Source organism: Agromyces sp. SYSU T00194 (assembly GCF_040496035.1).
Lineage (GTDB): Bacteria > Actinomycetota > Actinomycetes > Actinomycetales > Microbacteriaceae > Agromyces > Agromyces chitinivorans.
The window spans coordinates 615,538-642,117 of sequence record NZ_JBEPJZ010000002.1; the positions used below are offsets into that span (position 1 = coordinate 615,538).

Here is a 26,580-nt window from a genome sequence, read left to right on the forward strand (position 1 = left end):
TCATCCGCTGTCCCCCGCGGTCATCGGGGCGGTCCACTCGGCTCGGGTCCGGCCGTCGCCGGAGTCGAGCCGGAAGGACCCGCCGCGTGCCTCCGCCCGCTCCGAGAGGTTGGCGAGCCCGCTGCGCCGGCCGTGCGGCGCGATGCCGCCGCCGCCGTCGGCGACGACCACGCGCACGTTGCGCCCCGCTGCGGACACCTCGAGCGTGACCCCCGTGCCTCCCGCGTGCTTCGCCGCATTCGAGAGCAGTTCCCGCACCACGGCGGCGACGTCGTCCGCGAGTCCGCCGCCCACCATCAGGTCGACCGGGCCGGAGAAGCGCACCGCGACGGGGTCGGGGAACCCGGAGGCGCACTCGGCGACGATGTCCAGGAGCCGGTGCCGGATCGACTCGCCGGTCGCACCACGCGGGCTCATCGCGAAGATCACGGCGCGGATCTGGGCGATGCTGTCGTCGAGCGTGGCGATCGCGGCGCGCAGCCGCGCCGACACCTCGTCGCCGATTCCGGAGTCGGCGATCGCCTCGAGTGCGAGGCCCGTGCCGAACAGCTGCTGGATCACCTGGTCGTGCAGGTCTCGGGCGATGCGTGCGCGTTCCTCGACGAGCATCGCGTGCTGATGGTGCTCGCGCGCACGCGCGAGCTCCACCGCCACGGCGACGCGGCTCGCCAGGTCGTCGGCCATGTCGGCCTCGCTGGCGCTGAACGCCGACCTGCCGGGATTCCTGGCCACCGCGAGCACGCCCCACGTGGTCGAATCCGAGCGCAGCGGGAGGAACATCGCCGAGCCGACCTCGCCGCCCTGCCCGACGATCGCCAGTGCATCGGGCGCCGGGTCGTGACGCGCCCCTGGGCGGGTGCGCGTCTCGCCGTCCTCGAAGACCACGGAGGCGGTCGTGGACATCGCCGGAAGGACCCGCCCCGCGAACTCCGCCGCACGGTCGCCGCGGGCCTCCGTCACGCGCACCGAGAGCGGCTCCTCCGCGGGCAGGACCAGGCAGACCCGGTCCGCGGTGGTCCGGGCGATCAGCTCGTCGGCGAGCAGCGGCAACGGGTCGGTGCTCGTGGCCTCGAGCATCGACGACGCGATGTGCGCGGAGGTCGCCGCCCACTCCTGTCGCAGGCGGGACTCCTCGTACTGGCGGGCGTTCGCGATGACGAAGCCCGCCGTCGACGCCAGCGCCGTGACCAGCTGCTCGTCCTCCTCCGTGAACTCGCCGCCGGCCGGATCGGCCAGGTAGAGGTTGCCGAAGACCTCGTCGCGCACCCGGATCGGCACGCCCAGGAAGGCGCCCATGCGCGGATGCCCCGCCGGGAAGCCGACCGAGCGGGGGTGGTCCTCGATGTGGCGCAGGCGGATGGGTCGCGGATCATCGATGAGCGCGCCGAGCACCCCCTGACCCTCGGGAAGGTGCCCGACGGCCGCGACGGCGTCTGCGGGCATGCCCGTATGGACGAACTCCTCCAACCCGTCGCCGTCGGCGTCGATCACCCCGAGCGCGCCGTATCGGGCGTCCACGAGCGCGACCGCGGCCTGCACGATGCGCTCCAGCACCACCGGGAGCTCCACGAACTCGACCACCGCCCGGGTGGCCCGCAGGAGGGCGCGCAGCCGGCCCTGGGCGTGCAGCACCTCGTCCGCGCGCCCGACCAGTTCGCGAAGCGCGCGGTCCAACTCGGTCCTCGGTTCGTCGGCGAACGGCAACAGCGGCTGATCCGTCATGGCACCTCCGCGGTGATGCCCGAAGGCTACCACCGCCCCGGGCGGGCGCGGGTGCCCCCATTCGTGGGACGAACGGCCCTCGTGCCGGCCGCCACCGGGGCGAGCATGTCAGCGTCGTCGTCCGGTCGTCGCGACCGGCCGCGGGAAGAGGAGTCTCGTGACGTCGTACGTTCTGGTGGGGATCGACGGCTCGATCGCGAGTCGCGCAGCGGTCGTCTGGGCTCTCGAGCGCGCCCGCGCGACGGGTGCCGCGGTCGCGCTGCGGATGATCGTCGACGACGAATGGGGCACGATCGGCACGCGCATGCTCGCGGAGCTGCGCGCCGACGCCGGTGCACGCGCCGAACGGGAACTGGAGTTCGCCCGCGCGCGGGCGGGCGGCGTCCAGGTCGATGCGGACATCTCGGTGGGCTCGCCGATGCTCGACCTCGCCGCCGCGGCCGCCGTCGCCGAGCTCGTCGCGATCGGCACCCACAAGACGGGCTCGTTCCACGGATTCGCGCTCGGTTCCCGAGCGCCGCAGCTGGCGGCCATGTCCCCCGTGCCGACCGCGGTCGTGCCGACCTCCACGGGCGGCGCGCGCAGCGGGGTGGTCGTCGGCGTCGGCGGCACGGCGGGCGAGGGCACCGTCGTGCGCTTCGCCGCGCGCGAGGCCGACCGGCTCGGGGAGCCGCTCGTCGTGCTGCGTGCCGACGGCGCCCCGCCGGGGCTCAGCGACCGGGCGGTCGAGCGCGCCGTGCGGCAGGCGTCCGCCATCGGCGTCGCATCGGGCGTGATCAGTCGCCGGTCGAGCCCGCCGGCGGGGAAGGCGCTCGCCAACCGGTCCGGCACGGCGGTGCTCACCGTCGTGGGACGCCCGACCGCTCCGGGCGCACGCGGATTCCGGCCCCTGGGGCGCGCGGGCACCGACCTGCTGATGAACCTCGGCGGTCCGGCCGTCGTCGTGCCGTTCACCGCGACCGCGGTGCGCGCGCCCGCCACCGTCGCGAACGACGGCGCGTCCGGCTGACGCAGCACGCGCCGTCGCGCAGGCCGGCGTCGCGTGTGACCTTCGTCCCGTCGCCGCCCTGCGCGCGCGGGGAGAGTGGGAGGCATGGACGGGACACGCATCCTCGTGGGCGTCGACGGCTCGGCGCAGTCGATCGAGGCCCTCCGGTACGCCGCGCAGCTGGCCGGAGCACTCGACGGCCCGCTCGAAGCGGTGACGACCTGGACGTTCCCGCCCGTGATGGGCGCCTACGTCATTGACGGCTGGACGCCGGACGAGGACGCGCGGAGCCTCCTCGACGACGCGATCGACGAGGCGTTCGACGGCGCACCGCCCGAAGGCCTCGTCCGCACCGTGCTGGCCGGCCCCGCCGCGGGCACCCTCATCGAGGAGAGCAGGAGGGCGCGGATGCTGGTGCTCGGCAGCCGCGGACACGGCGGCTTCGCCGGCCTGCTGCTGGGGTCGGTCAGCGCCGCCTGCGCGGCGCACGCCCACTGCCCGGTGCTGATCCTGCACGGCGGCGACTCCGCGGCATCCGAGCGCTGAACCCACCCGGAGGAGGGGTCTCCCATGTCGGCATCGCGATTCGACGCCCGCACCGTCATCGTCACCGGCGCCGGTTCGGGCATCGGCCGGGCGACGGCGGAACGGCTGGTGGCGGAGGGGGCGCGCGTCGTCGCCGCCGACGTGTCGGCCGAACGGCTCCGGGACCTCGCGGCGGAGCTCGGCGACCGGGTCGCCACGATCGACGGCGACCTCGTCGAGCAGGAGGTCGTGGACCGCGTCGTCGCGGCGGCGGGCCCGCGGATCGACGGCCTGGCGAACGTCGCCGGCATCATGGACGGCTTCGAGCCCACCGCCGAGATCGACGACGGGACGTGGGACCGGGTGCTCGCGGTCAACCTCACGGCGATGATGCGTCTCACCCGGGCGGTATTGCCCGTCATGCTCGACCAGGGCAGCGGGGCGATCGTGAACGTCGGCTCCGAGGCGGGCCAGCGCGGCTCCGCGGCGGGCACCCCGTACACTGCCTCGAAGCACGCGGTGAACGGGTTCACGCTGAGCACCGCGTTCTACTACACGCCCAAGGGCATCCGCTGCAACGCGGTCGCGCCGGGGCCGGTCGCGACGAACATCGAGGCGCCGTTCCGCTCGCCGTGGGCGCAGGAGCGCATCGGGCCGCTCCTGCAGGCGAACCTGCCGCCGGTGGCCCAGCCGGAGTCGCAGGCGGCCGCGATCTGCTGGCTGCTGAGCGACGACGCCTCCGACGTGTCCGCGGCCATCCTCAGCGTCGACGGGGGCTGGGCCGCGATCTGAACCCGGCGCGCGCCGCGTCGCGACGGCGTGGGCGTCGCACCATGGCCCGTGTGACTTCCGTCCCGTCGACGAACGGCCCAGCACGGGCAGACTCGGCGCCATGTTCACCCGCATCGTGGTCGGCTGGAACGACACCCGGGCATCGCACCTGGCGCTCTCCTGGGCGCTCCGCCGGGACTGGAACGCCCGCATCGTGGTCGTGCACGCCGCCGGCGGGGACGCGCAGCCGGGGACGCCGGGGGCGACCCAGCGCGCCGGCGCGGTGATCGAGCCGTTCCAGCGCTACGCACGACGGGAGATCGAGGTGCGTGTCGTCGACGGGCCCGCGGAGGAGGTCCTGGCGGCGTTCCTCGAACCCGGCACCCTCGTGGTCGTGGGCGCTCCGCCGCGGGGCGGAGCCGCCGGAAGCCTCGGCGCCCGCCTCGCCGGGCGTGCGGCGGAGGCCGGGAAGCTCGCGGCGCCGGCGGATCCGGCCTCGCGTCCCGCCGTCGTCCTCGAGATCGACGGCGCCCCGGAGCGCCGCCACGGACCGCGCGGCGATGATGCCGGAGCACGGAGCGGTCCCTCAGCGCGGGCGGACGGGACCAATGGCACTTCCGACGCGGTCGCGGTGGGCGTGGACTCGACAGTGGGCGCCGACGCCGGTCGAGGGGAGCACGCATGACGACCATCGCATCCACGGACAGGGCCGTCCGGACGGCGGTGCAGGAGGAGCTGGACTGGTCGCCCGACGTCGACTCCACGCGGATCGGCGTCGCGGTCGACGAGGGCGTCGTCACCGTCTCGGGCCAGGTCGACACGTACGCGGAGCGGATGGCCGCACTGCGGGCCGTGCACCGGGTCCGCGGGGTCCGCGCCGTCGTAGACGACGTCGCGGTCCAGCCGAGCGGGCGCTCGGCGGCATCGGAGCTGGACGTCGCCAGGGAGGTGGAGCACGCGCTCGACTGGGCGAGCGACGTGCCGGCGGAGGTCCGTGCGGAGATCCGCGGGCACGACGTCACGCTGACGGGCGAGGTCGACTGGGAGTTCCAGCGACTGGCCGCGAAGCGGGCGATCGAGCACCTCAGGGGTATCCGCAACGTCACCAATCGCATCACCCTGCGTGCGCGACCGTCGGCCGCCGACACGCAGGAGCACATCCGGCGCGCCCTGACCCGCAACGCCCAGCTCGACGCCGAGGGCATCGACGTCAGCGTCTCCGACTGCACGGTGACCCTGACCGGCACCGTGCAGTCGTGGGCCGAGAAGCAGCAGGCGAACCACGCGGCCTGGGCATCGCCGCACGTGGCCGAGGTCATCGACCGCATCGTCGTGCACGACCAGGGAGAGGAAGGCACATCATGAAGAGCGACCTCGCACGCTTCGACCCGTTCGCCGGGCTGGAGTCGTTCGGCAGGGACCTGTTCGACGGGGGGATGTTCCGTTCGATGCGCGGGCGCGCGCCGTCGACCGACGTCTACACGACCGAGGACGACCGCACGCTGGTACTCGAGGCGCACCTGCCCGGGTTCGCCGAGGACGACATCTCGGTCACGGTCGATCGCGGCGCGCTCGTCGTGCAGGCGGAACGGCACGAGACCGAGGAGGACAAGAAGAAGAAGTACGTCGTCCGCGAGTCCAGCACCAGCTTCTACCGGAGCCTGGACCTGCCGGATCGCGCCGACGACCAGGCGATCAGCGCGTCCTTCGACCAGGGCGTGCTGACGGTCACCGTCCCGCTCACGGCGGCCGGCGGCGAGCGCAAGATCGCCATCGGATCGGGCGCCGCGGGCTGAGCAGGCTCGCCTCGCGCACGACGGGGTCCGTCCGTGCGCGAGGCGATGCGTGCCGGGGCATGCGATGTTCGACGATCGGATCGACGCGGGAGCGCGTCTCGCCGCCGCCCTCCGCGGGCGGGCCGCCGGCGAGGCGACCGTGCTGGGCCTGCCGCGCGGGGGCGTCCCGGTCGCGGCCGTCGTGGCCGAGGAGCTCGGGATGCCGCTCGACGTCATCGTCGTGCGCAAGCTCGGCCTGCCGACGCAGCCGGAGCTCGCGATGGGCGCGATCGCCGAGGAGGGCGTCCGCGTGATCGACCAGGGACTGCTCAACCAACTGGGCGTCCCGGTCGCGGGCGTCGCCGTGGTCGAGACGCGCGAACGACGCGTGCTCGACGCGCGGCACGCGCTGCTCCGGCGCGGACGCGAGGCCGAGTCGCTCCGCGGCCGCACGGCGATCGTCGTCGACGACGGCCTGGCGACCGGGGCGACCGCAGAGGCCGCGTGCCGCGCGGCCCGCGCACGCGGCGCCGCGCGCGTGGTGTTCGCCGCGCCCGTCGGCCCGCAGGACGGCGCCCGCCGGGTGCCCTCGGCCCACGAGGTGGTGATCGTCGAGACGCCCGAGCGCTTCGCGGCCGTCGGGCAGGCGTACCGCGACTTCTCCCCCACCTCCGAGGAGGAGGTGATCCTCCTGCTCGACGACGCACGCCTGCGCACCTCCGGCGCGCCACGGCGGCGCACGCTCGCGATGCGGTCCTCCGACGTCACCGTGACGACCCGGACCGGGGGGCTCCGGGGCATCCTGACCGTTCCCGACGAGCCCGCCGGCACCGTGCTCTTCGCGCACGGCAGCGGCAGCTCGCGCCGCAGCCCCCGCAACCGGATCGTCGCGGAGACCCTGCAGCGCGCCGGATACGCCACGCTCATGCTCGACCTCCTGTCGGAGGCCGAGGAGCAGCACCGGGAGCGCGTCTTCGACATCCCGCTGCTCGGATCGCGGCTGATCGGCGCGCAGGAGTGGCTGCACCGCCGGCCGGAGACGAGCCGGCTGCCGATCGGCCTGTTCGGGGCGAGCACCGGCGCCGGCGCGGCGCTCTGGGCGGCCGGCGACGCCGGCAGCACGGTGCGGACGGTCGTGTCGCGCGGCGGACGACCGGACCTGGCCGGCCCGCGCCTGGGCAGCGTGCACGCATCGGTGCTCCTGATCGTCGGCGGCGCGGACGCCCCGACCCTCGAGCTGAACCGCGCGGCGGAGCACGTGCTCGGCGAACGCTGCCGACTGGTGGTCGTGCCGGACGCGACGCACCTCTTCGAGGAGCCGGGAACGCTCGCGGAGGTCGCGATGCTCGCACGCGACTGGTTCGGGCGGCACCTCGCACCCGCACAGCCGGACGCGCGCCTCGCGGGGGCGTCGTGAACGAGATCGGCGCGGCGATCGCCCGCATCCGCTCGCTCGCGCGCCCGCTCGCTGCCGACGCCGACCTCGACGGCCTGGTCGCCGAGGCGAGCCGTGCGCGGATCGTCGCGCTCGGGGAGGCGTCGCACGGCACCCACGAGTTCTACGAGCGGCGAGGCGCGATCAGCAGGCGGCTCATCGAGGAGCACGGGTACCGGTGGATCGGCGTCGAGGGCGACTGGCCCGACTGCTGGCGCATCAACGAGTGGCTCCTCGGAGCGCACGACGACCACCGGTCGGCCGCCGAGGTCCTCGGAGGGTTCGAGCGCTGGCCGACCTGGATGTGGGCGAACCGCGAGGTCGCCGACTTCCTCGACTGGCTGCACGGGTACAACGCCGCGCACCCGCGCGCGGAACGCGTCGGGTTCCACGGGCTGGACGTCTACTCCCTCTGGGAGTCGCTGGCGGAGACCATGGCGTGGCTGCGCGAGCGCCGGCCCGACGCGCTGCCCGCCGCGCTCGTGGCCTGGAAGTGCTTCCTGCCGTTCGAGAACGACCCGCAGCGCTACGCCTGGAGCACCCGCCTGGTGCCGGAGGACTGCGAGGACGAGGTGGTCGACCTCCTCGTCGCGGTGCGAGAGCAGGCGCATCGTGCGGACGACCCCGACGACGCCTTCTCGGTGCTGCAGAACGCCGAGGTCGTGGCGGCCGCGGAGCGCTACTACCGGGCGATGGTGCGCGGCGACCGGGAGTCGTGGAACCTCCGGGACCTGCACATGACCGACACCGTCGACCGCATCGTGCTGGACCGCACCCGGAGGGGACGCGAGTCGCGCGGACTGGTGTGGGCGCACAACACCCACGTCGGCGACGCCCGCGCCACCGAGATGACGCGCGGCGGCATGTGGAACCTGGGCGAGCTGCTCCGCCGGAGGTATGCGGGCGGCGACGTGTACCTCATCGGGTTCGCGGGCTTCGACGGCACGGTCGTCGCCGCCGACGCCTGGGGCGGGACGGACGACGTGCTGGTGGTTCCCGAGCCGCCGGCGAACTCGCACGAATGGCTCCTCCACGCGGCGCTCGGCCAGCCCTCGGTGCTGACCTTCGGCCCCTACCGCTTCGGGGCGTGGCTCGGCGAGCAGCTCGGGCACCGCGCCATCGGCGTCGTGTACGACCCCGCGCGCGACGCCGGCAACTTCGTCGCCACCGTCATGGGCGAACGCTACGACGCCCTCGTATGGTGCGAGCGCACCCGCGCGCTGACGCCGCTGCACCGCGAGCAGCGGCCGATCGAACCCGAACTCGAGACCGAACCGACGGGACTGTGAGCGCATGAGCACGACATCGACCCCCACGCCGACGCGCCGGCCGGTCATCGAGAAGGACGTCGGGCGGCTCGCCGTCGCCCCCAACCTCGTCGACTACGAGCGCGCCTGCGCCGAGTTCAGCTGGGAGACCGAGCGGCATCGCCTCGCGGGGCTGCCGGACGGCGGCGTGAACATCGCCTTCGAGGCGGTCGACCGGCACGCCGCCGGGTCCGGTGCGTCCCGGGACGCACTCCGCTTCGTGCGCGCCGACGGCGGCGTGCGGGCGCTCACGTACGCCGACCTCGCACGGGAGACCGATCGCTTCGCCGGTCTCCTGCGCACGCTCGGCGTGCGCCGCGGCGAGCGCGTGTTCTCGCTGCTCGGCAGGCGGCCGGAGCTCTACGTCGCGGCCCTGGGGACGCTCAAGCACGGGGCGGTGTACTGCCCGCTCTTCTCGGCCTTCGGCCCCGAGCCGATCCGGCAGCGCATGACGATCGGCGGCGGCGCGGTGCTCGTCACGACGCGGGCGCTCTACCGCAAGCGCATCGCCCCGCAGCGCGACGAGCTCCCGGCCCTGCGCCACGTGCTGCTCGTGGACGCCGACGGCGCACCCGAGCCCGGCACGCTCGACCTGGCCGAGGTCCTGGCGAACGTGCGGGCGGCCGGTGCGATCGCCCCGACCCGCGCGGAGGACATGGCGCTGCTGCACTTCACCAGCGGGACCACGGGTCGCCCCAAGGGTGCCGTGCACGTGCACGACGCGGTCACCGCGCATGCGGCGACGGGCCGGCTCGCCCTCGACCTGCACCCGGACGACGTGTTCTGGTGCACCGCCGACCCGGGGTGGGTCACGGGCACCTCGTACGGCATCATCGCGCCGCTCGTGCAGGGCGTGACCGCCGTGGTCGACGAGGAGGAGATGGAGCCCGAGCGCTGGTATCGCATCCTCGCCGAGCAGCACGTCTCGGTCTGGTACACCGCGCCGACGGCGCTGCGCATGCTGATGCGCGCCGGGGCCGAACGGGCCCGGGCGCACGACCTCTCGACACTGCGCTACGTCGCGAGCGTCGGCGAGCCGCTGAATCCCGAGGTCGTCGTCTGGGGGCAGGAGGCACTCGGACTCCCCGTGCACGACAACTGGTGGCAGACGGAGACGGGCGGGATCATGATCTCGAACTACCCCGCGATGGACATCCGCCCCGGGTCGATGGGCCGTCCCCTCCCCGGGATCGAGGCCGCCGTGGTCGCCCGGGACGACGCGGGCGCGCCCGTGCAGCGCGACGGCGAGGTGGTGCTCGTCGACGATCCCGACGCGGTGGGCGAGCTCGCGCTCCGCCCCGGCTGGCCATCGATGTTCCGCGGCTACCTCGACGAGGAGGAGCGCTATCGCCGCTGCTTCGTGGGCGGCTGGTACCTCACCGGCGACCTGGTCCGTCGCGACGCCGACGGGTACTTCTGGTTCGTCGGCCGCGGCGACGACGTCATCAAGTCGTCGGGACACCTGATCGGCCCCTTCGAGGTCGAGAGCGCCCTGCTGGAGCACGAGGCCGTCGCGGAGGCGGCGGTCATCGGCCTGCCCGACGAGGTGGCCGGTGAGCTCGTCACCGCGTTCGTCGAGCTGCAGGCCGGCGTCGAGGCATCCGATGCCCTGCGCCGGGAGCTGATCGGCTTCGCCCGCCGGCGACTGGGTGCCGCAGTGGCTCCCCGGCGCATCGAATTCACCGCGGCGCTGCCGAAGACCCGCAGCGGGAAGATCCTGCGGCGCCTGCTCAAGGCCCGCGAGCTGGGCCTTCCCGAGGGCGACACCTCGACCCTGGAGTCGGGACGATGAGTGCCGAGGAGATGGCTGCGGCGGCCGCGCGCGACCCGGAGCGGGCGCGGCGCCTGCTGCGGCAGATGCTGCGGGTGCGCCGGTTCGAGGAGGCCTGCGTCGAGGCGTACAGCGCGACCCGCATCCGCGGGTTCATGCACGTCTACATCGGCGAGGAGGCGGTGGCAGCCGGCGTGATGTCGGTGGTCGAGCCGGACGACGCCGTCGTGGCGACCTATCGCGAGCACGGGCACGCGCTGCTCCGCGGCGTGCCGGCGACGGCGGTCATGGCCGAGATGTACGGGAAGGCCGAGGGATGCTGCCGCGGGCGCGGCGGCTCGATGCACCTGTTCGACGCTGCGACCCGGTTCTTCGGGGGCAACGCCATCGTCGCGGGCGGACTGCCCCTCGCCGTGGGCCTCGCGCTCGCCGACCGCATGTCGGGGCGCGACCGCGTCACCGTGTGCTTCTTCGGCGAGGGCGCGATGGCCGAGGGCGAGTTCCACGAGAGCATGAACCTCGCCGCCCTCTGGGACCTGCCGGTGCTGTTCTGCTGCGAGAACAACCTCTACGCGATGGGCACGGCGCTCGACCGGTCGGAGTCGCAGACCGACCTCGCGCTGAAGGCCTCCGCCTACGCCGTCTCGGCCTGGGCGGTCGACGGCATGGACGTGCTCGAGGTGGCGGCGGCGGCGCGCCGGGCGATCGACGCGGTGCGCGCGGGCGGCGGACCGCACTTCCTCGAGCTGCGCACCTACCGGTTCCGGGCCCACTCGATGTTCGACCCCGAGCGGTACCGGTCACGCGACGAGGTCGAGCACTGGATGGAGCGCGACCCGATCACGCTGCTGCGCACGGCGCTCGAATCGGCCGGGGAACTCGATGCCGATGCCCGGCAGGCCATGGAGGCCGAGGTCGACGAGGAGGTGCGCGCGGCCGCCGCCTTCGCGGACGCGGGCACGCTCGAACCGGTCGAGGACCTCCTGCGGTTCGTCACGAGCGAGCGGACGGGATCATGAAGACCACCTATCGCGAGGCGATCCGCGCGTCGATCGACGAGGCGCTGCGACGCGACGAGCGCGTCTTCCTGATGGGCGAGGACGTCGGGCGCTACGGCGGCGGGTTCGCAGTCAGCCTCGGCCTGCTCGAGGAGTTCGGGCCGGAGCGGATCCGCGACACGCCCCTGTCGGAGGCCGGGTTCGTCGGCGCGGGCATCGGCGCCGCGCTCGGCGGCATGCGCCCGATCGTCGAGATCATGACCGTGAACTTCAGCCTGCTCGCGCTCGACCAGATCGTGAACTCCGCGGCGACGCTGCTGCACATGTCGGGCGGGCAACTGAACGTGCCCGTCGTGATCCGCATGACCACCGGCGGCGGCCGACAGCTCGCGGCCCAGCACTCGCACAGCCTCGAGGGCTGGCTCGCACACATCCCGGGCCTGCGGGTGCTCGCGCCGGCGACGCTGGAGGACGCGCGGGGCATGCTCCAGCCGGCGCTCGACGACCCCGACCCCGTGCTGATCTTCGAGCACGGCTCGCTCTACAACGTGTCGGGCGAGCTCGCCGACGACGCCGGCCCGGTCGACATCGACCACGCGGCGGTGCGCCGCGCCGGATCGGACGTCTCGATCATCACCTACGGCGGCACGCTGCCCACCGCCCTCGAGGCCGCCGAGACGCTGGCCGACGATGGCGTCGAGGCCGAGGTGCTCGACCTGCGCACCCTGCGTCCGCTCGACGACGACGCGATCCTCGCCACGGTCGGCCGCACCCACCGCGCCGTCGTGGTCGACGAGGGCTGGCGCAGCGGCAGCATCTCCGCCGAGATCAGCGCCCGCATCACCGAGCAGGCGTTCTACGAGCTCGACGCGCCGGTCGCACGCGTCTGCAGCGCGGAGGTGCCGGTGCCGTACCCGCGCCACCTCGAGCAGGCCGCCCTGCCCTCGGTCGCACGCGTCGTCGCCGCGGCACGAGAGGCGGTGGGCGCACGTGGGTGAGTTCCTGATGCCCTCGCTCGGCGCCGACATGGAGCACGGGAAGGTGACCGAATGGCTCGTGCACCCGGGCGACTACGTGCACCGCGGCGACCTCATCGCCGAGGTCGACACCGAGAAGACCGTGATGGAGATCGAGTCGTTCCAGGACGGCGTCGTCGCGGAGTTCCTCGTCGACGTCGGCGAGACCGTGCCGGTCGGCACCCCCATCGCACGCATCACCGGAACGCCCGCCGACGTGGCCCCGGCCGCACCGGAGGCGCACGCCGGGGCCGCCTCGGGCGACGTGGCCCCCGCGACGGCGCCTCCGGCAGCGGCCGGTGGTCCCCCGCCCGCGGCCCCGCACCGCCCCGAGCCTCCGCCGGAGCAGACGGCCGACCTGCACGCGACCCCGCCGGTGCGACGTCTCGCGCACGAGCTCGGCGTCGACCTGGCGGCCGTCCGCGGCACGGGGAAGCACGGGGCGATCACCCGGGCCGACGTCGAGGCGGCCCGGTCGAGCGCGACACAGGTCGCATCCGCTCCCGCAGCTCCCGCAGCGCCCGCACCGCCGTCGCCGACCCCGCCGGAGGCGGCCTCCGGTCGGGTGCGCTCCTCCCCTCGCGCTCGCCTGCTCGCGGCCGACCTGGGGCTCGACCCGGCGGCGATCACGGGCACCGGCCCCGGCGGCGCGGTCACGGTCGACGACGTGAGGCGAGCGGATGCCGCGCGTGCGGCGCCGTCCGACGACAGCACGCCGTCCGAGGCATCCGCTCCCACCCCGCCGGCGGGCGCCGACGCCCCTGACGCCGCATCCGCGCCGAGCTCGCGCACGACACCGGCGACGGGCGCGGACCGCGTCGCCCAGCTGCACCGCGCGGTCGGTGCGCTCATGGCGCGCTCGAAGCGCGAGATTCCCCACTACTACCTGAGCACGACCGTCGACCTCGGCGCCGCCATGGACTGGATGCGGCACGCCAACGAGGGACGCCCGGTCGGCGGCCGCATCGTCGCGTCGGCGATGCTGCTGACGGCCGCGGCGCGCGCCGCATCGCAGGTGCCCGACGTGAACGGGTTCTACGTCGACGGCGCGTTCGCGCCGAGCGCGGACGTGCACCTGGGCGTCGCGGTGGCCCTCCGCGGCGGCGGGCTGGTCGCGCCCGCGATCCACCACGCCGACGCGCTGTCGGTCGACGAGCTCATGGAGCGCCTGCGCGACCTGGTCGCGCGGGCACGGTCGGGCAAGCTGCGTCGCGACGAGATGGCCGACCCGACGATCACGGTCACGAACCTCGGCGAGCTCGGCGTCGAGTCGATCTTCGGCGTGATCCACCCACCGCAGGTCGCCCTCATCGGCTTCGGTCGGGTTCTCGAGCAGCCGGTCGCCCGCGACGGGCTGATCGGCGTGCGGCCGACCGTCACCGCCACCCTGTCGGCGGATCACCGCGTCAGCGACGGCCTGACAGGCAGCCGCCTGCTCGCCCGCATCGACGAGCTCCTGCAGCAACCGGAGGAACTGTGAACGCAACCGACGCACGCACCGCCGTGCTGGCCGCCATCGACGAGGTCGCGCCCGACGTCGACACCGAGGCGATCGACCCCGGGTCGCGCCTGCGGCAGGACCTCGAGCTCGACTCCCTCGACTTCCTGCGACTGCTCGAGCTGCTCACCGAGTCGACCGGGGTCGACACGCGGGAGGAGGACTACCCGGACCTCGTGACGGTGCAGCAGCTCATCGACCACGTCGCCGCACGCGGCTGAGGCCGGGCGGCACCTCCGGTCGACGCCGGAAACCTGAGGGACCTTCGACCCTCGCCACACCCTCTCCCTGCCGCACAGTGGACTCAGGTCCAGGCGTCCCGTCTTCGCACGTCCTGGCCAGGTCGCCACGGTGGGGGAACCGTGGCGACCACCTCTGTCGCCCGGGGGTGCCGCGCACACGCGGCGCCCCCGGAGCAGGCGGTGCGAGCCGGCGACGCGCGACGATCATGCAGGTCACACGGGCGCCGCACCCGCGGCGCCCGCTGCGGGGAAGTACTCACCGAAGTCGCTCAGCACCCACCGCCGCCCGCCGCGGTACAGCCGGTTGTAGCCGTCAGGGCGCTCGAGTCCTGCGCCACCGGGTGCATATGCAAGCACCGCCTCGATGCCGTGGAGGAATGCCTGGTCGGCTTCATCCGCATCGGCGAACTCCGCTCGCCCGATGCCTGCGACGACCTGCGCCACGACGCTCCAGCCGAACACGCGGATCGTCGTCTCGAAGAATACCCCGCCCTCGTCTCGGCGTTCGTCGCGCACGTACTCGAGCGGGATCGGCCGACCGCGCCAGGTCAGGCATGCAACCGTGACGTAGCCCTGTTCGTATCTCGTCACCGTCTGGAAGTGAAGCTCCCGTTCGATGTCCGAGAGTTCGTACTCGCCTCGCCCCCGTGTGAACACCCCATCACTCTGGCACGCCGTGCCACGGTCGCCGCGTTGCATGTGGATGCGCCGCGCTGCGTGTCAGACGGTCGGCCATCGTCGCCGGATGGCCCGGGACAGCCTGGCCGCCAGGACCGGGCTTGACCTCGACACGGTGTCAGGGTCTTGGCTGGAATGTGCCGTATCGCGGCATGATGTCGCCGAACACCTCGTCGCCGACGGTGAAGTCCGTCACGTTCAGGCCCGGTGCACCTCGACGAAGTGCTCGACCGTGGGGAACGGGTCGTAGAACCCGTGCAGCAGTTCACGCCAGCGCGCGTACTCGGGCGACCCACGGAAGCCGACCTCATGCGCCTCGACCGACTCCCAGTGCACGAGCAGCAGGTACGCGTTCGGCGTCTCGATCGAGCGCGACAGGCGCAGGTCGACGAATCCGGGCATCGACGAGATGATGCCGGATGCCTCGGCGAACGCCGCCTCGAACGCGGCCTCCCGACCGGCGACGACGGAGAGGACGGCGTGCTCCAGGAACATCCGGTCAGACTAGCCGCGATGCGATCGAGAGCGCAGCGCTTACGGGACCCTGCGGTCCGACCTGCGGGCGCTCAGTATGGTCGATCGCACTCGAGTGGACGCGTCTGCCACCCAATCTCGGCAACCGTGAGCGATTCGCAGATCTCGGGCCCGAGATACGCAACGTCGTAGAGTGCATCCGCCTCGTCGGGCTCGATGCCGATCGTGCGTACCGTGACCGGGATCGGCACGATGGCCTCCAGGCCATCGCTCAGTACCCGGAATGCAAGCTCGACCTCGCAACTCCGCACCTCGGCCGGGTCGTCGGTGTAGCCCGGCTCGAGAGCGATGACGATCACGACCTCCTCGTCTTGCGCGAGCGAAATGGTCCTGTCCGGGAAGTACGGGTGCTCGTCCGGCCCGTCGAAGACGAACGGCTCCGGGTTCGCGTCCTCCACCCGTATGTTCATCCGCTCGGAGTCGCCACCGCCCCCCCCCCCTGCCGTACGCCATGCGAATCATGGTGCCGCGATCCGCCTCGCCGCACTCGCTCTTCGTGTCGACTCCCACGATCCTTACCGGATCGGGGCACTCACCGCGAACGATCACGGTGAGCATGCGCGAGCCCGCGACGAACCCTCCCGCATGCTCCTCGAGCCACGCCGAAGCGAATCGACGATCCATTTCGAACAACCCGGCCAGTTCCTCGGACGTGAGGATCCGATCGGCCGGGATGCTCACGTCATCGTGGGCGGTCTCCAGCCTGACATCCATGGTGATGAGCTCTTCGCCGGCCAAGGCCCGGTCGATCAACTCGCCTGCGGGCTCGCTGATCCTCGGCACGATGATGGTGGTCGCGATGCCGATCACGATCGCCGTTGCCGCGGCGACGAACGTCGTCTTCGCCCACACCTCCGCACGCCGCTCACGCGGGGAGTCGGTTTCGGTTGACTTGCGCGCTGGATCCTCGGCCATCGCGAGCGCCTCTCGATTGTTGCGCTGATGTTAGACCGACATGCATCCGGACTCAAGAACCCGTTCGGGGGCGGGCTCGACGGGGAGATACTCGACAGAAACACGAAAACCCCCGCCTGAGCGGGGGTTCTTCACTGCTGGGGTACCTGGACTCGAACCAAGAACAACTGAACCAGAATCAGCCGTGTTGCCAATTACACCATACCCCAATGGCCCAGACCACAGCCCGAGCCCGACTCGAACCGAAGCCCGAACCGACATGCAACTCTAGCCCAGACCACGGCCTCGGGCAAAACCGAGCGAGCACGCTGGGCGCGCCGCGCCCGCGGTCAGCCGGCGCGCCGCGCCCGCGGTCACCCGGCGAGCTGCGCCCGCAGCCGCTCGATGCGCGCGAGCGAGTCGTCGCGGCCGAGGATCTGCATCGACTCGAACAGCGGCGGTGACACCCGCCGGCCCGAGATCGCGGTGCGCACCGCGCCGAACGCGAGGCGGGGCTTCAGGCCCAGTCCCTCGACCAGGGCGCCGCGCAGCGCCTGCTCGATCTGGTCGTGCGTCCAGTCGGCCGCGGGAATGCGCACGAGCGCCTCCCGCGCCGCCGCCAGCGTCGCCGGTGCGTCGTCCTTCAGGCCACCGAGCGCGTCGGCGTCGTACGCCAGCCCCGCGGCATCCGTGAACAGGAAGCCCAGCATGCCCGGCGCCTCGCCCAAGAGCCCGATGCGCTCCTGCACGAGGGGCGCGGCCTCGGCGAGCACCGCCTCCTGCGCGGGCGTGATCGGGGTCTCCACGAGGCCCGCGGCCTGCAGGTATGGCACGGTGCGCGCGGCGAAGTCGGCCACGGGCAGGGCGCGCAGGTGGTCGCCATTGATCGCCTCGGCCTTCTTCAGGTCGAAGCGCGCGGGGCTCGGGTTCACGTCGTGCACGTCGAACGCCTCGACCAGCTCGGCGCGGCTGAACACGTCGCGATCGGCCGAGAAGCCCCAGCCGAGCAGCGCCAGGTAGTTCACGAGACCCTCGGGAATGAACCCGCGGTCGCGGTGGTGGAACAGGTTCGACTCGGGGTCGCGCTTGGAGAGCTTCTTGTTGCCGTCGCCCATGACGTAGGGCAGGTGGCCGAACTGGGGCACGAACGAGGTCACGCCGATGTCGATGAGCGCGTGGTACAGCGCGATCTGGCGGGGCGTCGAGGAGAGCAGGTCCTCGCCGCGCAGCACGTGCGTGATGCCCATGAGGGCGTCGTCGATGGGGTTCACGAGCGTGTACAGCGGCGCGCCGTTGGGGCGCACGACCACGAAGTCGATGGTCGAGCCGGCGGGGAACGAGATGTCGCCGCGCACGAGGTCGGTGAACGACAGGTCGGCGTCGGGCACGCGCAGGCGCAGCGCGGGCGAGCGGCCCTCGGCGCGGAAGGCGGCGCGCTGGTCGTCGGTGAGGTCGCGGTCGAAGTTGTCGTATCCGAGCTGCTTCGGGCGACCGTTGGCCGCGTTGCGCGCGTCGATCTCCTCGGCGTTCGAGTAGCTCTCGTAGAGGTGACCGGAAGCGAGCAGGCGGTCGACGATCTCGCGGTAGACCTCCCCGCGCTGCGACTGGCGGTACGGGCCGTGCGGGCCGCCGGTCTCGACGCCCTCGTCCCAGTCGAGGCCGAGCCAGGTCAGCGCGTCGATGAGCTGGCCGTAGCTCTCCTCGCTGTCGCGGGCGGCGTCGGTGTCCTCGATGCGGAACACGAAGGTGCCGCCGGTGTGGCGCGCGTACGCCCAGTTGAACAGCGCGGTGCGCACGAGGCCCACGTGGGGCGTGCCGGTCGGCGAGGGGCAGAACCGCACGCGCACGTCGGAGCCGGTGGCGGTCGAGAAGGGGTGGGAGGTGTCGCTCATCGCCCTCCATGTTAGGGCGCGCGGCCCGGCACCGAGAACGGCGAGCGGATGCCCCCTGGGCGACTCAGCCCGCGCTGCGGACCGGGTTGCCGAGCGTGCCGATGCCCGGCACCTTCACCTCGACGCGATCGCCGTCGACGATCGGGCCGACGCCGGCGGGCGTGCCCGTGAGCACGAGGTCGCCGGGCAGCAGCGTGAACGCGGCCGACGCGTAGGCGATCACGTCGGCGATGGAGTGCACCATCAGGTCGAACGTGCCGTGCTGCTTCCGCTCGCCGTTCACGAGCGTCTCGATCTCGCCGGCGGCCACGTCGAACTCGGTCTCGATGACCGGCCCGACCGGGCAGAACGTGTCGAAGCCCTTCGCGCGGGCCCACTGCCCGTCGGTCTTCTGCAGGTCGCGGGCGGTCACGTCGTTCGCGACCGTGTAGCCGAAGATCACGTCGTCCGCGTCCTCGGCGGCCACGTTCCGGGCGATGCGCCCGATCACCACCGCGAGCTCGCCCTCGAAGTCGACGCGCTCGCTCTGCGGCGGCAGCACGATCGCGTCGCCAGGGCCGATCACCGACGTGTTCGGCTTGAAGAACAGCAGGGGTTCGCTCGGCGCCTCGTTGCCGAACTCGGCCGCGTGCTCGTGGTAGTTGCGGCCCACGGCGACGACCTTCGACCGCGGGATCACGGGCGCCAGCAGCGCCACCTCGCCGAGCGGCACACGCTCGCCGGTCGGGTCGTACCCGGCGAACATCGGGTCGCCCTTGAGGACCACGAGCTCGCGCTCCTCCTCGTCGACGATCCCGAAGGTGATGGCTCCACCGTGGCTGAAACGCGCGATCTTCACGTCTTCACCCTACAAGCGGGGAGACGGGGGCGAGCGGATGCCCCGGGGCATCCGCTCGCCGTCTGCATTCAGGCGTCGCGCCCTCGGGCGTCGAGGCGCAGCATCCAGCCGTGGCGGTCCTCGCGGCGCCCGTACTGGATGTCGGTGAGCTCCTCCCGGAGCGACATGGTGAGCTCGCCCGCGGCAGCCGACGGCGACCCGATGGTGAAGTCCTCGGCCACGATCTGCCCGATCGGCGTGATCACCGCGGCGGTGCCGCACGCGAACGACTCGACGATCTCGCCGGATGCCGCGCCCTCGCGCCACTCGTCGATGGTGACCTTGCGGCGCTCCACGACGTGGCCGCGGTCTTCCGCGAGCTGCAGCACCGAGTCTCGCGTGATGCCCTCGAGGATCGAGTCGGACTCGGGCGTGACGAGCGTGCCGTCCTTGTACACGAGCACCACGTTCATGCCGCCGAGCTCCTCGACGTAGGTGCCGTCGCGGAGGAACAGCACCTGCTGGCAGCCCTTCTCGGCGGCCTCGGCCTGCGGCAGCAGGCTCGAGGCGTAGTTGCCGCCGGTCTTGGCCGCACCGGTGCCGCCCCGGCCCGCGCGGGCGTAGTTCGTCGACAGCCAGATCGACACCGGTGCGATGCCGCCGTGGAAGTACGCACCGGCGGGACTTGCGATGAGGTAGTACGCCACCTTGTGCGCGGGCCGCACGCCGAGGAACGCCTCCTTGGCGAACATGAACGGGCGCAGGTAGAGGCTCGTCTCCGGCGCGCTCGGCACCCACGCGCCGTCGACCGCGATCATCTGCTTGAGCGACTCGATGAAGTACTCGGTCGGCAGCTCCGGCAGTGCGAGGCGACGGGCCGATCGCTGCATGCGCGCGGCGTTCTCGGCCGGGCGGAAGCTGTGGATCGAGCCGTCGGCGTGCCGGTAGGCCTTCAGCCCCTCGAAGATCTCCTGGCCGTAGTGCAGCACGGCGGCCGCCGGGTCGAGCTGGATCGGGCCGTAGGCCTGGACGCGCGGGCGGTGCCAGCCGCCCTTCTCCGACCAGCAGATGTCGACCATGTGGTCGGTGAACTGCTGGCCGAAGCCGGGAGCGGCGAGGATCGCCTCGCGCTCGGCGTCCGACTTGGCGTGGTCGCTCGGCGTCACCTGGAACTGGAGTCCCTGGTCGGCCATGGGCAGGTGGATCGTCATCGCGGGTTCCTTCGAGAGAGGGTGGCGTGTCTAGTGTGCGCCGATTCGACCGAGGATGGCATCCCCCACCTCGGAGGTGGAGCGCGACGCCCCGGTGCGATCGGCGATATCGGCGGCGACCGCCCGCTGCACGCGACCCGCGGCGTCCGGCAGACCGAGGTGATCGAGCAGGAGGGCCACGGAGAGGATGGCGGCGGTCGGGTCGGCGATGCCCTTCCCGGCGATGTCCGGAGCCGAACCGTGCACCGGCTCGAACATGCTGGGATACCGCCCGTCGGGGTTGATGTTGCCCGAGGCGGCGAGGCCGATGCCGCCGCTGATCGCGGCGGCGAGATCCGTGAGGATGTCGCCGAAGAGGTTGTCCGTGACGATGACGTCGAATCTAGCAGGATCCGTGACCAGGAAGATCGTCGCCGCGTCGACGTGCAGGTAGTCCACGGCGATCTCGGGGAACTCCTCGGCCACGCGGTCGACGGTGCGCTTCCAGAGCGAGCCGGCGAAGACCAGCACGTTGGTCTTGTGCACGAAGGTGAGCCGCTTGCGAGTGCGGGCGGATGCCACCTGGAAGGCGTGCCGCACGACGCGCTCGACGCCGTAGGCGGTGTTCACCGACACCTCGTTGGCGACCTCGGCGGGCGTGCCGACGCGGATCGCGCCGCCGTTACCGACGTACGGCCCCTCCGTGCCCTCGCGCACGACGACGAAGTCGACGTCGCCCGGGTCGGCGAGCGGGCTCGCCACGCCCGGGTAGAGCACCGACGGGCGCAGGTTCACGTAGTGGTCGAGCGAGAAGCGCAGGCGCAGCAGGAGGCCGCGCTCGATGTTCGCGCCGGCCAGGCGCGGGTCGCCCGGGGTGCCGCCGACGGCGCCCAGCAGGATGGCGTCGTGGCCGGCGATCGCGGTGAGGTCCTCGTCGGTGAGGACGTCGCCGGTCTCGAGGTATCGGGCGGCGCCGAGGGAGAACTCGGTGCGTGCGATCTCGATGTCCTCGGCGGCGGTCGCGGCGTCCAGCGCGCGCAGCGCCTGCTCGACGACTTCGGGGCCGATTCCATCGCCCGGGATGACGGCGAGCCTGACGGTGCGGGGCATGGTACTCCTTCTCGGTCGGTGATTTCCAGCGTACTGTCCGAATCGGCTCGACTCGCTAGAGTGACGTGTCGTCGCGATCCCCACCCCGGATCGCCGGCAGGTCACGGCCGAAATGCGGCTGCGGCCACGAAGAGAGGAGCACGCTGCACATGAGCATCGGACTCGGAATCGTCCTGTTCGCCATCGGGGCCATCCTGGCCTTCGCGCTGAACGTCGCCGTCGACTGGATCAACCTCGGCATGGTCGGGATCATCCTCATGGTCGCCGGCGCCGTCGTCGTGATCATCGGCATCATCCTGATGGCGCGCCGGCGCACCGCGTCGTCGACCTCCAGCACCTCGGTCGACCCCGCGACGGGCAACAAGGTGACTCGGACGGAGCACACGGCTCCCGGACCCGACGAGGTCTGACCCCACTTCTCGAGCGACGGGCCGGGCGGCGTGCCGCCCGGCCCGTCGTCGTCTCCGCGGGAGGTGCGCGCCCGATCAGCCGTCGGTGTCACGCAGGGTCGTCGCCGCGACCAGCAGGGCCGCCAGCATCAGCGCGACCCCGATCGACGCCGTGACCGCGATACCCGACTCGAAGGCATGGGCTGCGGATGCCGCGAGGGCCGCGCCGACCTCCCCGCCCGCCCGTTCGGCCTCGCCCATCGCTCCGGCGAGCGTCTCGCGCGCCGCACCCGCGGCCGACGGGTCGAGCCCCGGCAGGGCCACGAGCACCTGGCGGTAGTGCGCGGTGAGGATGCTGCCGAGCACGGCGGTGCCGAGCACCGCGCCGAGCTCGTACGCCGTCTCGGAGACCGCCGACGCGGCGCCCGCGCGGTCTGCCGGCGCCGTGCTCAGGATGAGTTCGTTCGAGACGGTCTCGGCCGCGCCGATGCCGACGCCCAGCAGCACGAACGCGATCATGATCGCGGGCACCGAGCGCGTCTCGGCGGTCAGTGCGACGACCAGGTATCCCGTCGCCGAGAGTGCGAGGCCGGCGGGCACGACGATGCGCGGGCGCACGCGGCGCGCGATCGGCACGACGACCAGGCCCGCGACGATCATCGCCGCGAGGCCCGGCACGAGCACGAGGGCCGCCGCGACCGGCTCGAGGCCGATCACGAGCTGCAACTGCTGCGACACGAAGTAGAGGAACCCGACGAGCGCGATCACGCTCAGCAGGTTCACCACCACGGCGCCGCCGAACGCGCCACGACGGAACAGGCGCACGTCGAGCATGGGGTCGCGCGCCGCGAGCATGCGGCGCACGAACCAGGCGCCGGCCGCGACGCCGACGGCGAGCAGCGCGAACGCGAGCGGGCCGGGGCCGTCGGTCGCGAGCAGCTTGATGCCCGCCACGACCGGCAGCATCGCCGCGAGCGAGAGCACGATCGCGAGCAGGTCGACCGGGCCGGGCGTCGGGTCGCGGCTCTCGTCGATCAGGATCGGCGCGAGCACCAGCAGCGGCACGAGCACCGGGATCGCGATGAGGAACACCGAGCCCCACCAGAAGTGCTCGACCAGGAGCCCGCCCACGATCGGGCCGAGCGCGGCGCCGGCGGCGAACCCCGAGGCCCAGATCGCGATCGCGAGGCGGCGCTCCTCGCGCACGGTGAACGTCGAGCGCAGCAGGCTGAGGGTCGACGGCATGAGCATGGCGCCGAAGAAGCCGAGGGCCGCGCGCGCGGCGATGAGCGCCTCGGCCGTCGGCGCGAACGCCGCGACGACGGAGACGAGCGCGAACCCGGTCGAGCCGATGAGCAGCAGCCGACGGCGGCCGACGCGGTCGCCGATGCCGCCCATGGCGACCAGGAGCCCCGCGAGCACCAGCGGGTAGGCGTCGATGATCCAGAGCTGACCGGCCGCGGTCGGTGCGAGCGCGGCCGAGATCTGCGGCAGCGCGAATCCCAGCACCGTGTTGTCGATCGACACGAGCAGCACGGGCAGCATGAGCACGACCAGCGCGGCCCAGCGCCGTGCCCGGCCGCGCGTCGGCCCGATCCCGTGCGCCTCGCGCGGCGCATCCGCCCCGTGTTCGCCGCGCCCCGTGCGCACCACGGCGATCGCCCCGGTCATCGCCCCCGTCATCGCCCGTCTCCGTTCGTTTACCGTCCAGCCGGTATAGTATCATCCTCCGACGACGGATGCTCCCCGCTAGCATCGTGCTCATGGCACGTCCGCCCAGCGCACGCGAAGCCGTCCTCGACGCATTCGAGCGGATCCTCATCGACGACGGCGAACGCTCGGCGACGCTCGACGCCACCGCGCGCGAGGCCGGCGTCTCCAAGGGCGGACTGCTCTACCACTTCGGCACCAAGGAGGCACTCGTCGAGGGCCTCGTGGTGCGCCTCGACCGGCTCGTCGACGACGACGTGACCGCCATCGCGCACGCGCCCGAGGGCGCCGTCGCGCACTTCCTGCGCACCTCGGTCGCCACCGACAGCCCGCTCGATCGCGCCATCGTCGCGACCGCCCGCCTCGCACAGGGCGGGCACCCGGCCGCGCAGGCCGCACTGCGGCAGACCCGCGAGCGCTGGCTCGCGTCACTCGAACCCCACGTGGCCGACCCGACGCTCGCGCTCGCGATCTCCCTCATCGGCGACGGGCTGTACTACAACTCCGCGCTCGCGGGCGAGGCGGCCGACGACCCGGTCGGGCGCGCCCAGGTCGACGAGATCATCGCCCTGATGGAGCGGCTCGCGGCCGACTGACGCGTCGGCACGGGGCATCCGCTGCCCGACGTGCCGGGCGGATGCCCCGAGGGCGGCGTTCGCGCTACTCGGTGATCTCGATGGCGACGAGCGCGTCGGCGTCGATCGCGGTGCGCACCCGGTCGATGACCTCGGCGGGCACCGGCGAGTCGACGGTCAGGACGCTCAGCGCCTGGCCACCCGCCTCGTGACGCGCGATCTGCATGCCCGCGATGTTGATGCCCGACTCGCCGAACTCGCGGCCGTACACCGCGACGATGCCCGGACGATCGGTGTAGAGCATCACGATCAGGTTCTCCGCGAGCGGCACCTCGACTTCGTAGCCGTTGATGCCGACGATCTTCTCGATCTGCTTCGTGCCCGTCAGGGTGCCGGACACCGAGACCTGGGTGCCGTCGGCCAGCGCGCCGCGGATCGTGATGACGTTGCGGTACTCCGGGCTGTCGGCCTCAGTGATGAGGCGCACCGCGATGCCGCGCTGCTCGGCGAGCAGCGGCGCGTTCACGTACGACACCGTCTCGCTGACCACGTTCGTGAAGATGCCCTTGAGCGCGGCGAGCTTCAGCACGCTCACGTCGTAGTCCACCAGCTCGCCGCGCACCTCGACGTCGACCGCGGTGAGCGACCCGGTCGCGAGCCCCGAGAAGATCTGGCCGAGCTTCTCGACGAGCGGGATGCCCGGGCGCACGTACGGGTCGATGACGCCGCCGGCGACGTTCACCGCGTCGGGGACGAGCTCGCCCGCGAGCGCGAGGCGCACCGACTTGGCGACGGAGACGCCGGCCTTCTCCTGGGCCTCACCGGTCGACGCACCGAGGTGCGGCGTGACCACCACGTTCGGCAGCGCGAGCAGCGGCGACTCGCGCGGCGGCTCGCTGACGAACACGTCGAGGCCGGCACCCGCGATGGTGCCGTCGACGAGGGCGTCGTGCAGCGCCTGCTCGTCGATGAGGCCGCCGCGGGCGACGTTCACGATGTACGCCGTCGGCTTCATGAGGGCGAGCTGCTCGGTGCCGATCATGCCCGTGGTCTCGGGCGTCTTCGGCATGTGGATGGTGATGAAGTCGCTGCGCTCGAGCAGTTCCTCGAGCGACACGGTCTGCACGCCGAGCTGCTGCGCGCGCGCCGCCGTGATGTACGGGTCGTACGCGATGACCTCGACGCCGAACGCCTGCAGGCGTGCCGTGATCAGCGCGCCGATGCGGCCCAGGCCGATGATGCCGACCGTCTTCTCGTAGAGCTCGGTGCCCGAGTACGCCGAGCGCTTCCACTGGCCGTCGGCGAGCGCCGCGTGCGCGGCGGGGATGTGCCGGGCCAGGCTCAGGATGTGGCCGACCGTGAGCTCGGCGGCCGAGATGATGTTCGACGTCGGCGCGTTCACGACCATCACGCCCGCGGTCGTCGCGGCCTTGATGTCGACGTTGTCGAGGCCCACGCCCGCGCGAGCGACGACCTTGAGGTTCGGTGCGGCCGCGATGGCCTCCGCGTCGACCTTCGTGGCCGAGCGCACGAGGATGGCGTTCGCGTCGGCGAGCGCGGCGAGCAGCGCGGGGCGGTCGGTGCCGTCCACGGACCGGATCTCGAAGTCGGGCCCCAGGGCGTCGACGGTGGCGGGCGAGAGTTCTTCGGCGATCAGGACGACCGGTTGTGACACGGGTGGATCCTTCGTGGTGAGGTGAGGCAGACGCGAGAGACGGCTGGCGTCGCTCGGCGGCGGCCGGCCAGCATCACTCTAGCGGAGGGCGCATACCGCCCCGAATCCGATGACGGCACACCTCCGCGCGACCGTCACGGCGCCGTCAGTGCTCTGGCGCGGCCGGGTCGGGCGCGGTTCGGGGCCGAGGTCAGGCAGACCCGAGGTCGAGCCCGCCGAGGCCGAACAGCACCTCCAGGTCGAGCTGCACGACCTGCACGACCGCCCACGCGGTGAGGAACAGCAGGAACACCGCGAGCGGCCCGCGGTGGCGGGCGAGCCAGAACGCGAGCGCGTACGCGAGCACCGGTGCGACCAGGCCGATCACGAGCACCGTGATGCCCCACGTGGTCAGGCCGATGCCGAGCGCGGCGACCTGCTCGCCGACGCCGACGAAGTTGCCCACGCCCTCCCACAGGTCGTAGGCGATGAGCATTCCGAAGACGCCCGCGACGATCGCGAACACCCACCGGGACGTGGCCGGGCGAGCGGATGCCTGCTCGGCAGGTGCGCCCTCGGACATCGCCTCCGAGGCATCCGTCGACCTGGGGGCATCCGTCGACTCGGGGGCATCCGCCGCCTCGTACTCCTTCGACGCGCTCATACGGTGCCTCCGCCCATCAGGAACGGCAGCGGGACCAGCACGACGACGCCTGCGAGCAGCCACCACAGCCGCGCACGACCGCGGGCCAGCAGCAGCACCCCGGCGAACCAGAGCGGTGCGGCCAGCACCGCGAGCCAGCGGCCGATGTCGTACATGACGAGCGCGACCGGGTCTGCGAGCGCGGGGCCCGCGTCGAGCGCCGCGAGCGCCCACCCCGCCGAGAACAGCAGGTACACGCCGGCGAACACGCCGAACAGCACGAGCGCCGCGGCGCCGACCGACGACTCCTCGGGCTCTTCGGGCGCGGGAGGCACGAGCGAGGGCTCGCCCACGGGCGTCCAGCCGGGCGCGAGGTCGGCGTCGTCGTCGCCGGCCCAGCGCAGGGCGTCGTCGTCGGATCGGGTCATGCAGACGACGATAGCGGG

General features: G+C 72.7%; 28 protein-coding genes and 1 tRNA gene. 16 read left to right on the forward strand and 13 right to left on the reverse strand.

The annotated features are described in order from the left end of the window. Nucleotides 1–1,722 (reverse strand): sensor histidine kinase, encoded by a 1,722-nt coding sequence (locus ABZK10_RS15670; protein ID WP_353810216.1) that lies wholly within the window; start codon nt 1,720–1,722, stop codon nt 1–3. A gap of 157 nt (nt 1,723–1,879) precedes the next feature. Between ABZK10_RS15670 and ABZK10_RS15675 the strand changes: the two genes are divergently transcribed. The 13 genes from ABZK10_RS15675 (at nt 1,880) to ABZK10_RS15735 (ending at nt 14,027) form a co-directional block, all read left to right on the forward strand. After that, the gene (locus ABZK10_RS15675) at nt 1,880–2,731 is read left to right on the forward strand and encodes a universal stress protein (protein WP_353810217.1); all 852 of its coding nucleotides are present in this window, start codon (nt 1,880–1,882) and stop codon (nt 2,729–2,731) included. An 84-nt stretch (nt 2,732–2,815) separates the two neighbouring features. Further along, on the forward strand, nt 2,816–3,256 hold the full coding sequence (locus tag ABZK10_RS15680) for a universal stress protein (protein WP_353810218.1): 441 nt from the start codon (nt 2,816–2,818) through the stop codon (nt 3,254–3,256). A 24-nt stretch (nt 3,257–3,280) separates the two neighbouring features. Continuing rightward, nucleotides 3,281–4,027 (forward strand): SDR family NAD(P)-dependent oxidoreductase, encoded by a 747-nt coding sequence (locus ABZK10_RS15685; RefSeq protein WP_353810219.1) that lies wholly within the window; start codon nt 3,281–3,283, stop codon nt 4,025–4,027. A gap of 100 nt (nt 4,028–4,127) precedes the next feature. Then, nucleotides 4,128–4,691 (forward strand): universal stress protein, encoded by a 564-nt coding sequence (locus tag ABZK10_RS15690; RefSeq protein WP_353810220.1) that lies wholly within the window; start codon nt 4,128–4,130, stop codon nt 4,689–4,691. Then, entirely contained in the window at nt 4,688–5,371 is a 684-nt protein-coding gene (locus ABZK10_RS15695; RefSeq protein WP_353810221.1) for a BON domain-containing protein, read from the forward strand. Before ABZK10_RS15690 ends, ABZK10_RS15695 begins: the two co-directional genes overlap by 4 nt. Continuing rightward, on the forward strand, nt 5,368–5,802 hold the full coding sequence (locus tag ABZK10_RS15700) for an Hsp20/alpha crystallin family protein (protein WP_353810222.1): 435 nt from the start codon (nt 5,368–5,370) through the stop codon (nt 5,800–5,802). The genes ABZK10_RS15695 and ABZK10_RS15700 overlap by 4 nt, the downstream gene beginning before the upstream one ends. A gap of 64 nt (nt 5,803–5,866) precedes the next feature. Further along, nucleotides 5,867–7,198: a phosphoribosyltransferase family protein gene (locus ABZK10_RS15705; protein WP_353810223.1), complete on the forward strand. Its 1,332-nt coding sequence runs from the start codon at nt 5,867–5,869 to the stop codon at nt 7,196–7,198. Then, complete coding sequence (locus ABZK10_RS15710; protein WP_353810224.1) at nt 7,195–8,505, forward strand: erythromycin esterase family protein; 1,311 nt, start codon at nt 7,195–7,197, stop codon at nt 8,503–8,505. Before ABZK10_RS15705 ends, ABZK10_RS15710 begins: the two co-directional genes overlap by 4 nt. A 4-nt stretch (nt 8,506–8,509) precedes the next feature. Beyond that, nucleotides 8,510–10,315: an acetate--CoA ligase gene (acsA, locus tag ABZK10_RS15715; protein ID WP_353810225.1), complete on the forward strand. Its 1,806-nt coding sequence runs from the start codon at nt 8,510–8,512 to the stop codon at nt 10,313–10,315. After that, nucleotides 10,312–11,313, forward strand: a complete 1,002-nt coding sequence (gene pdhA / locus ABZK10_RS15720; protein ID WP_353810226.1) for a pyruvate dehydrogenase (acetyl-transferring) E1 component subunit alpha — start codon at nt 10,312–10,314, stop codon at nt 11,311–11,313. The genes acsA and pdhA overlap by 4 nt, the downstream gene beginning before the upstream one ends. Beyond that, entirely contained in the window at nt 11,310–12,290 is a 981-nt protein-coding gene (locus ABZK10_RS15725) for an alpha-ketoacid dehydrogenase subunit beta (protein WP_353810227.1), read from the forward strand. The genes pdhA and ABZK10_RS15725 overlap by 4 nt, the downstream gene beginning before the upstream one ends. Then, nucleotides 12,283–13,788 carry a dihydrolipoamide acetyltransferase family protein gene (locus ABZK10_RS15730; RefSeq protein ID WP_353810228.1) on the forward strand — a complete coding sequence of 502 codons (1,506 nt, stop codon included), beginning with the start codon at nt 12,283–12,285 and terminating at the stop codon, nt 13,786–13,788. Before ABZK10_RS15725 ends, ABZK10_RS15730 begins: the two co-directional genes overlap by 8 nt. Continuing rightward, nucleotides 13,785–14,027, forward strand: coding sequence for a phosphopantetheine-binding protein (locus tag ABZK10_RS15735; protein WP_353810229.1), 243 nt, complete (start codon nt 13,785–13,787; stop codon nt 14,025–14,027). Before ABZK10_RS15730 ends, ABZK10_RS15735 begins: the two co-directional genes overlap by 4 nt. 234 nt (nt 14,028–14,261) lie before the next feature. Here ABZK10_RS15735 and ABZK10_RS15740 read toward each other — a convergent pair whose 3' ends face one another. From ABZK10_RS15740 to ABZK10_RS15750, 3 genes are all read right to left on the reverse strand, one after another. Next, a complete protein-coding gene (locus ABZK10_RS15740; RefSeq protein WP_353810230.1) occupies nt 14,262–14,639 on the reverse strand; it encodes a hypothetical protein in 378 nt (125 codons plus the stop codon). Nucleotides 14,640–14,924: 285 nt separating this feature from the next. Continuing rightward, complete coding sequence (locus ABZK10_RS15745) at nt 14,925–15,221, reverse strand: antibiotic biosynthesis monooxygenase family protein (protein ID WP_353810231.1); 297 nt, start codon at nt 15,219–15,221, stop codon at nt 14,925–14,927. 71 nt (nt 15,222–15,292) lie between these two features. After that, a complete protein-coding gene (locus ABZK10_RS15750; protein WP_353810232.1) occupies nt 15,293–15,658 on the reverse strand; it encodes a hypothetical protein in 366 nt (121 codons plus the stop codon). 275 nt (nt 15,659–15,933) lie between these two features. Between ABZK10_RS15750 and ABZK10_RS15755 the strand changes: the two genes are divergently transcribed. Further along, a complete protein-coding gene (locus tag ABZK10_RS15755; protein WP_353810233.1) occupies nt 15,934–16,203 on the forward strand; it encodes a hypothetical protein in 270 nt (89 codons plus the stop codon). 109 nt (nt 16,204–16,312) lie between these two features. Here ABZK10_RS15755 and ABZK10_RS15760 read toward each other — a convergent pair. The 5 genes from ABZK10_RS15760 to ABZK10_RS15780 all read right to left on the reverse strand — a co-directional run bounded on the left by ABZK10_RS15760 (nt 16,313) and on the right by ABZK10_RS15780 (nt 21,163). Continuing rightward, nucleotides 16,313–16,384, reverse strand: a tRNA-Gln gene (locus ABZK10_RS15760). Nucleotides 16,385–16,528: 144 nt separating this feature from the next. Beyond that, nucleotides 16,529–18,046, reverse strand: a complete 1,518-nt coding sequence (gene gltX, locus ABZK10_RS15765; RefSeq protein WP_353810234.1) for a glutamate--tRNA ligase — start codon at nt 18,044–18,046, stop codon at nt 16,529–16,531. 64 nt (nt 18,047–18,110) lie between these two features. After that, on the reverse strand, nt 18,111–18,884 hold the full coding sequence (locus ABZK10_RS15770) for a fumarylacetoacetate hydrolase family protein (RefSeq protein WP_353810235.1): 774 nt from the start codon (nt 18,882–18,884) through the stop codon (nt 18,111–18,113). A 68-nt stretch (nt 18,885–18,952) separates the two neighbouring features. Further along, entirely contained in the window at nt 18,953–20,074 is a 1,122-nt protein-coding gene (locus ABZK10_RS15775) for a branched-chain amino acid aminotransferase (protein WP_353810236.1), read from the reverse strand. A 30-nt stretch (nt 20,075–20,104) separates the two neighbouring features. Further along, nucleotides 20,105–21,163: a 3-isopropylmalate dehydrogenase gene (locus tag ABZK10_RS15780; protein WP_353810237.1), complete on the reverse strand. Its 1,059-nt coding sequence runs from the start codon at nt 21,161–21,163 to the stop codon at nt 20,105–20,107. Between the two features lie 149 nt (nt 21,164–21,312). Here ABZK10_RS15780 and ABZK10_RS15785 point away from each other — a divergent pair, with 149 nt between their 5' ends. Further along, entirely contained in the window at nt 21,313–21,573 is a 261-nt protein-coding gene (locus ABZK10_RS15785; protein ID WP_353810238.1) for a DUF6458 family protein, read from the forward strand. A 75-nt stretch (nt 21,574–21,648) separates the two neighbouring features. Here ABZK10_RS15785 and ABZK10_RS15790 read toward each other — a convergent pair whose 3' ends face one another. Then, nucleotides 21,649–23,235: an MFS transporter gene (locus ABZK10_RS15790; protein ID WP_353810239.1), complete on the reverse strand. Its 1,587-nt coding sequence runs from the start codon at nt 23,233–23,235 to the stop codon at nt 21,649–21,651. An 80-nt stretch (nt 23,236–23,315) separates the two neighbouring features. On the opposite strand from ABZK10_RS15790, the gene ABZK10_RS15795 reads away from it, so the two are divergent. Next, the gene (locus tag ABZK10_RS15795) at nt 23,316–23,858 is read left to right on the forward strand and encodes a TetR/AcrR family transcriptional regulator (protein WP_353810240.1); all 543 of its coding nucleotides are present in this window, start codon (nt 23,316–23,318) and stop codon (nt 23,856–23,858) included. A 64-nt stretch (nt 23,859–23,922) separates the two neighbouring features. On the opposite strand, the gene serA is transcribed toward ABZK10_RS15795, so the two are convergent. From serA to ABZK10_RS15810, 3 genes are all read right to left on the reverse strand, one after another. Then, complete coding sequence (gene serA, locus ABZK10_RS15800) at nt 23,923–25,512, reverse strand: phosphoglycerate dehydrogenase (RefSeq protein ID WP_353810241.1); 1,590 nt, start codon at nt 25,510–25,512, stop codon at nt 23,923–23,925. Between the two features lie 190 nt (nt 25,513–25,702). Next, nucleotides 25,703–26,155 carry a hypothetical protein gene (locus ABZK10_RS15805; RefSeq protein WP_353810242.1) on the reverse strand — a complete coding sequence of 151 codons (453 nt, stop codon included), beginning with the start codon at nt 26,153–26,155 and terminating at the stop codon, nt 25,703–25,705. Beyond that, entirely contained in the window at nt 26,152–26,562 is a 411-nt protein-coding gene (locus tag ABZK10_RS15810) for a hypothetical protein (RefSeq protein WP_353810243.1), read from the reverse strand. The genes ABZK10_RS15805 and ABZK10_RS15810 overlap by 4 nt, the downstream gene beginning before the upstream one ends. Between the last annotated feature and the right edge of the window lie 18 nt (nt 26,563–26,580).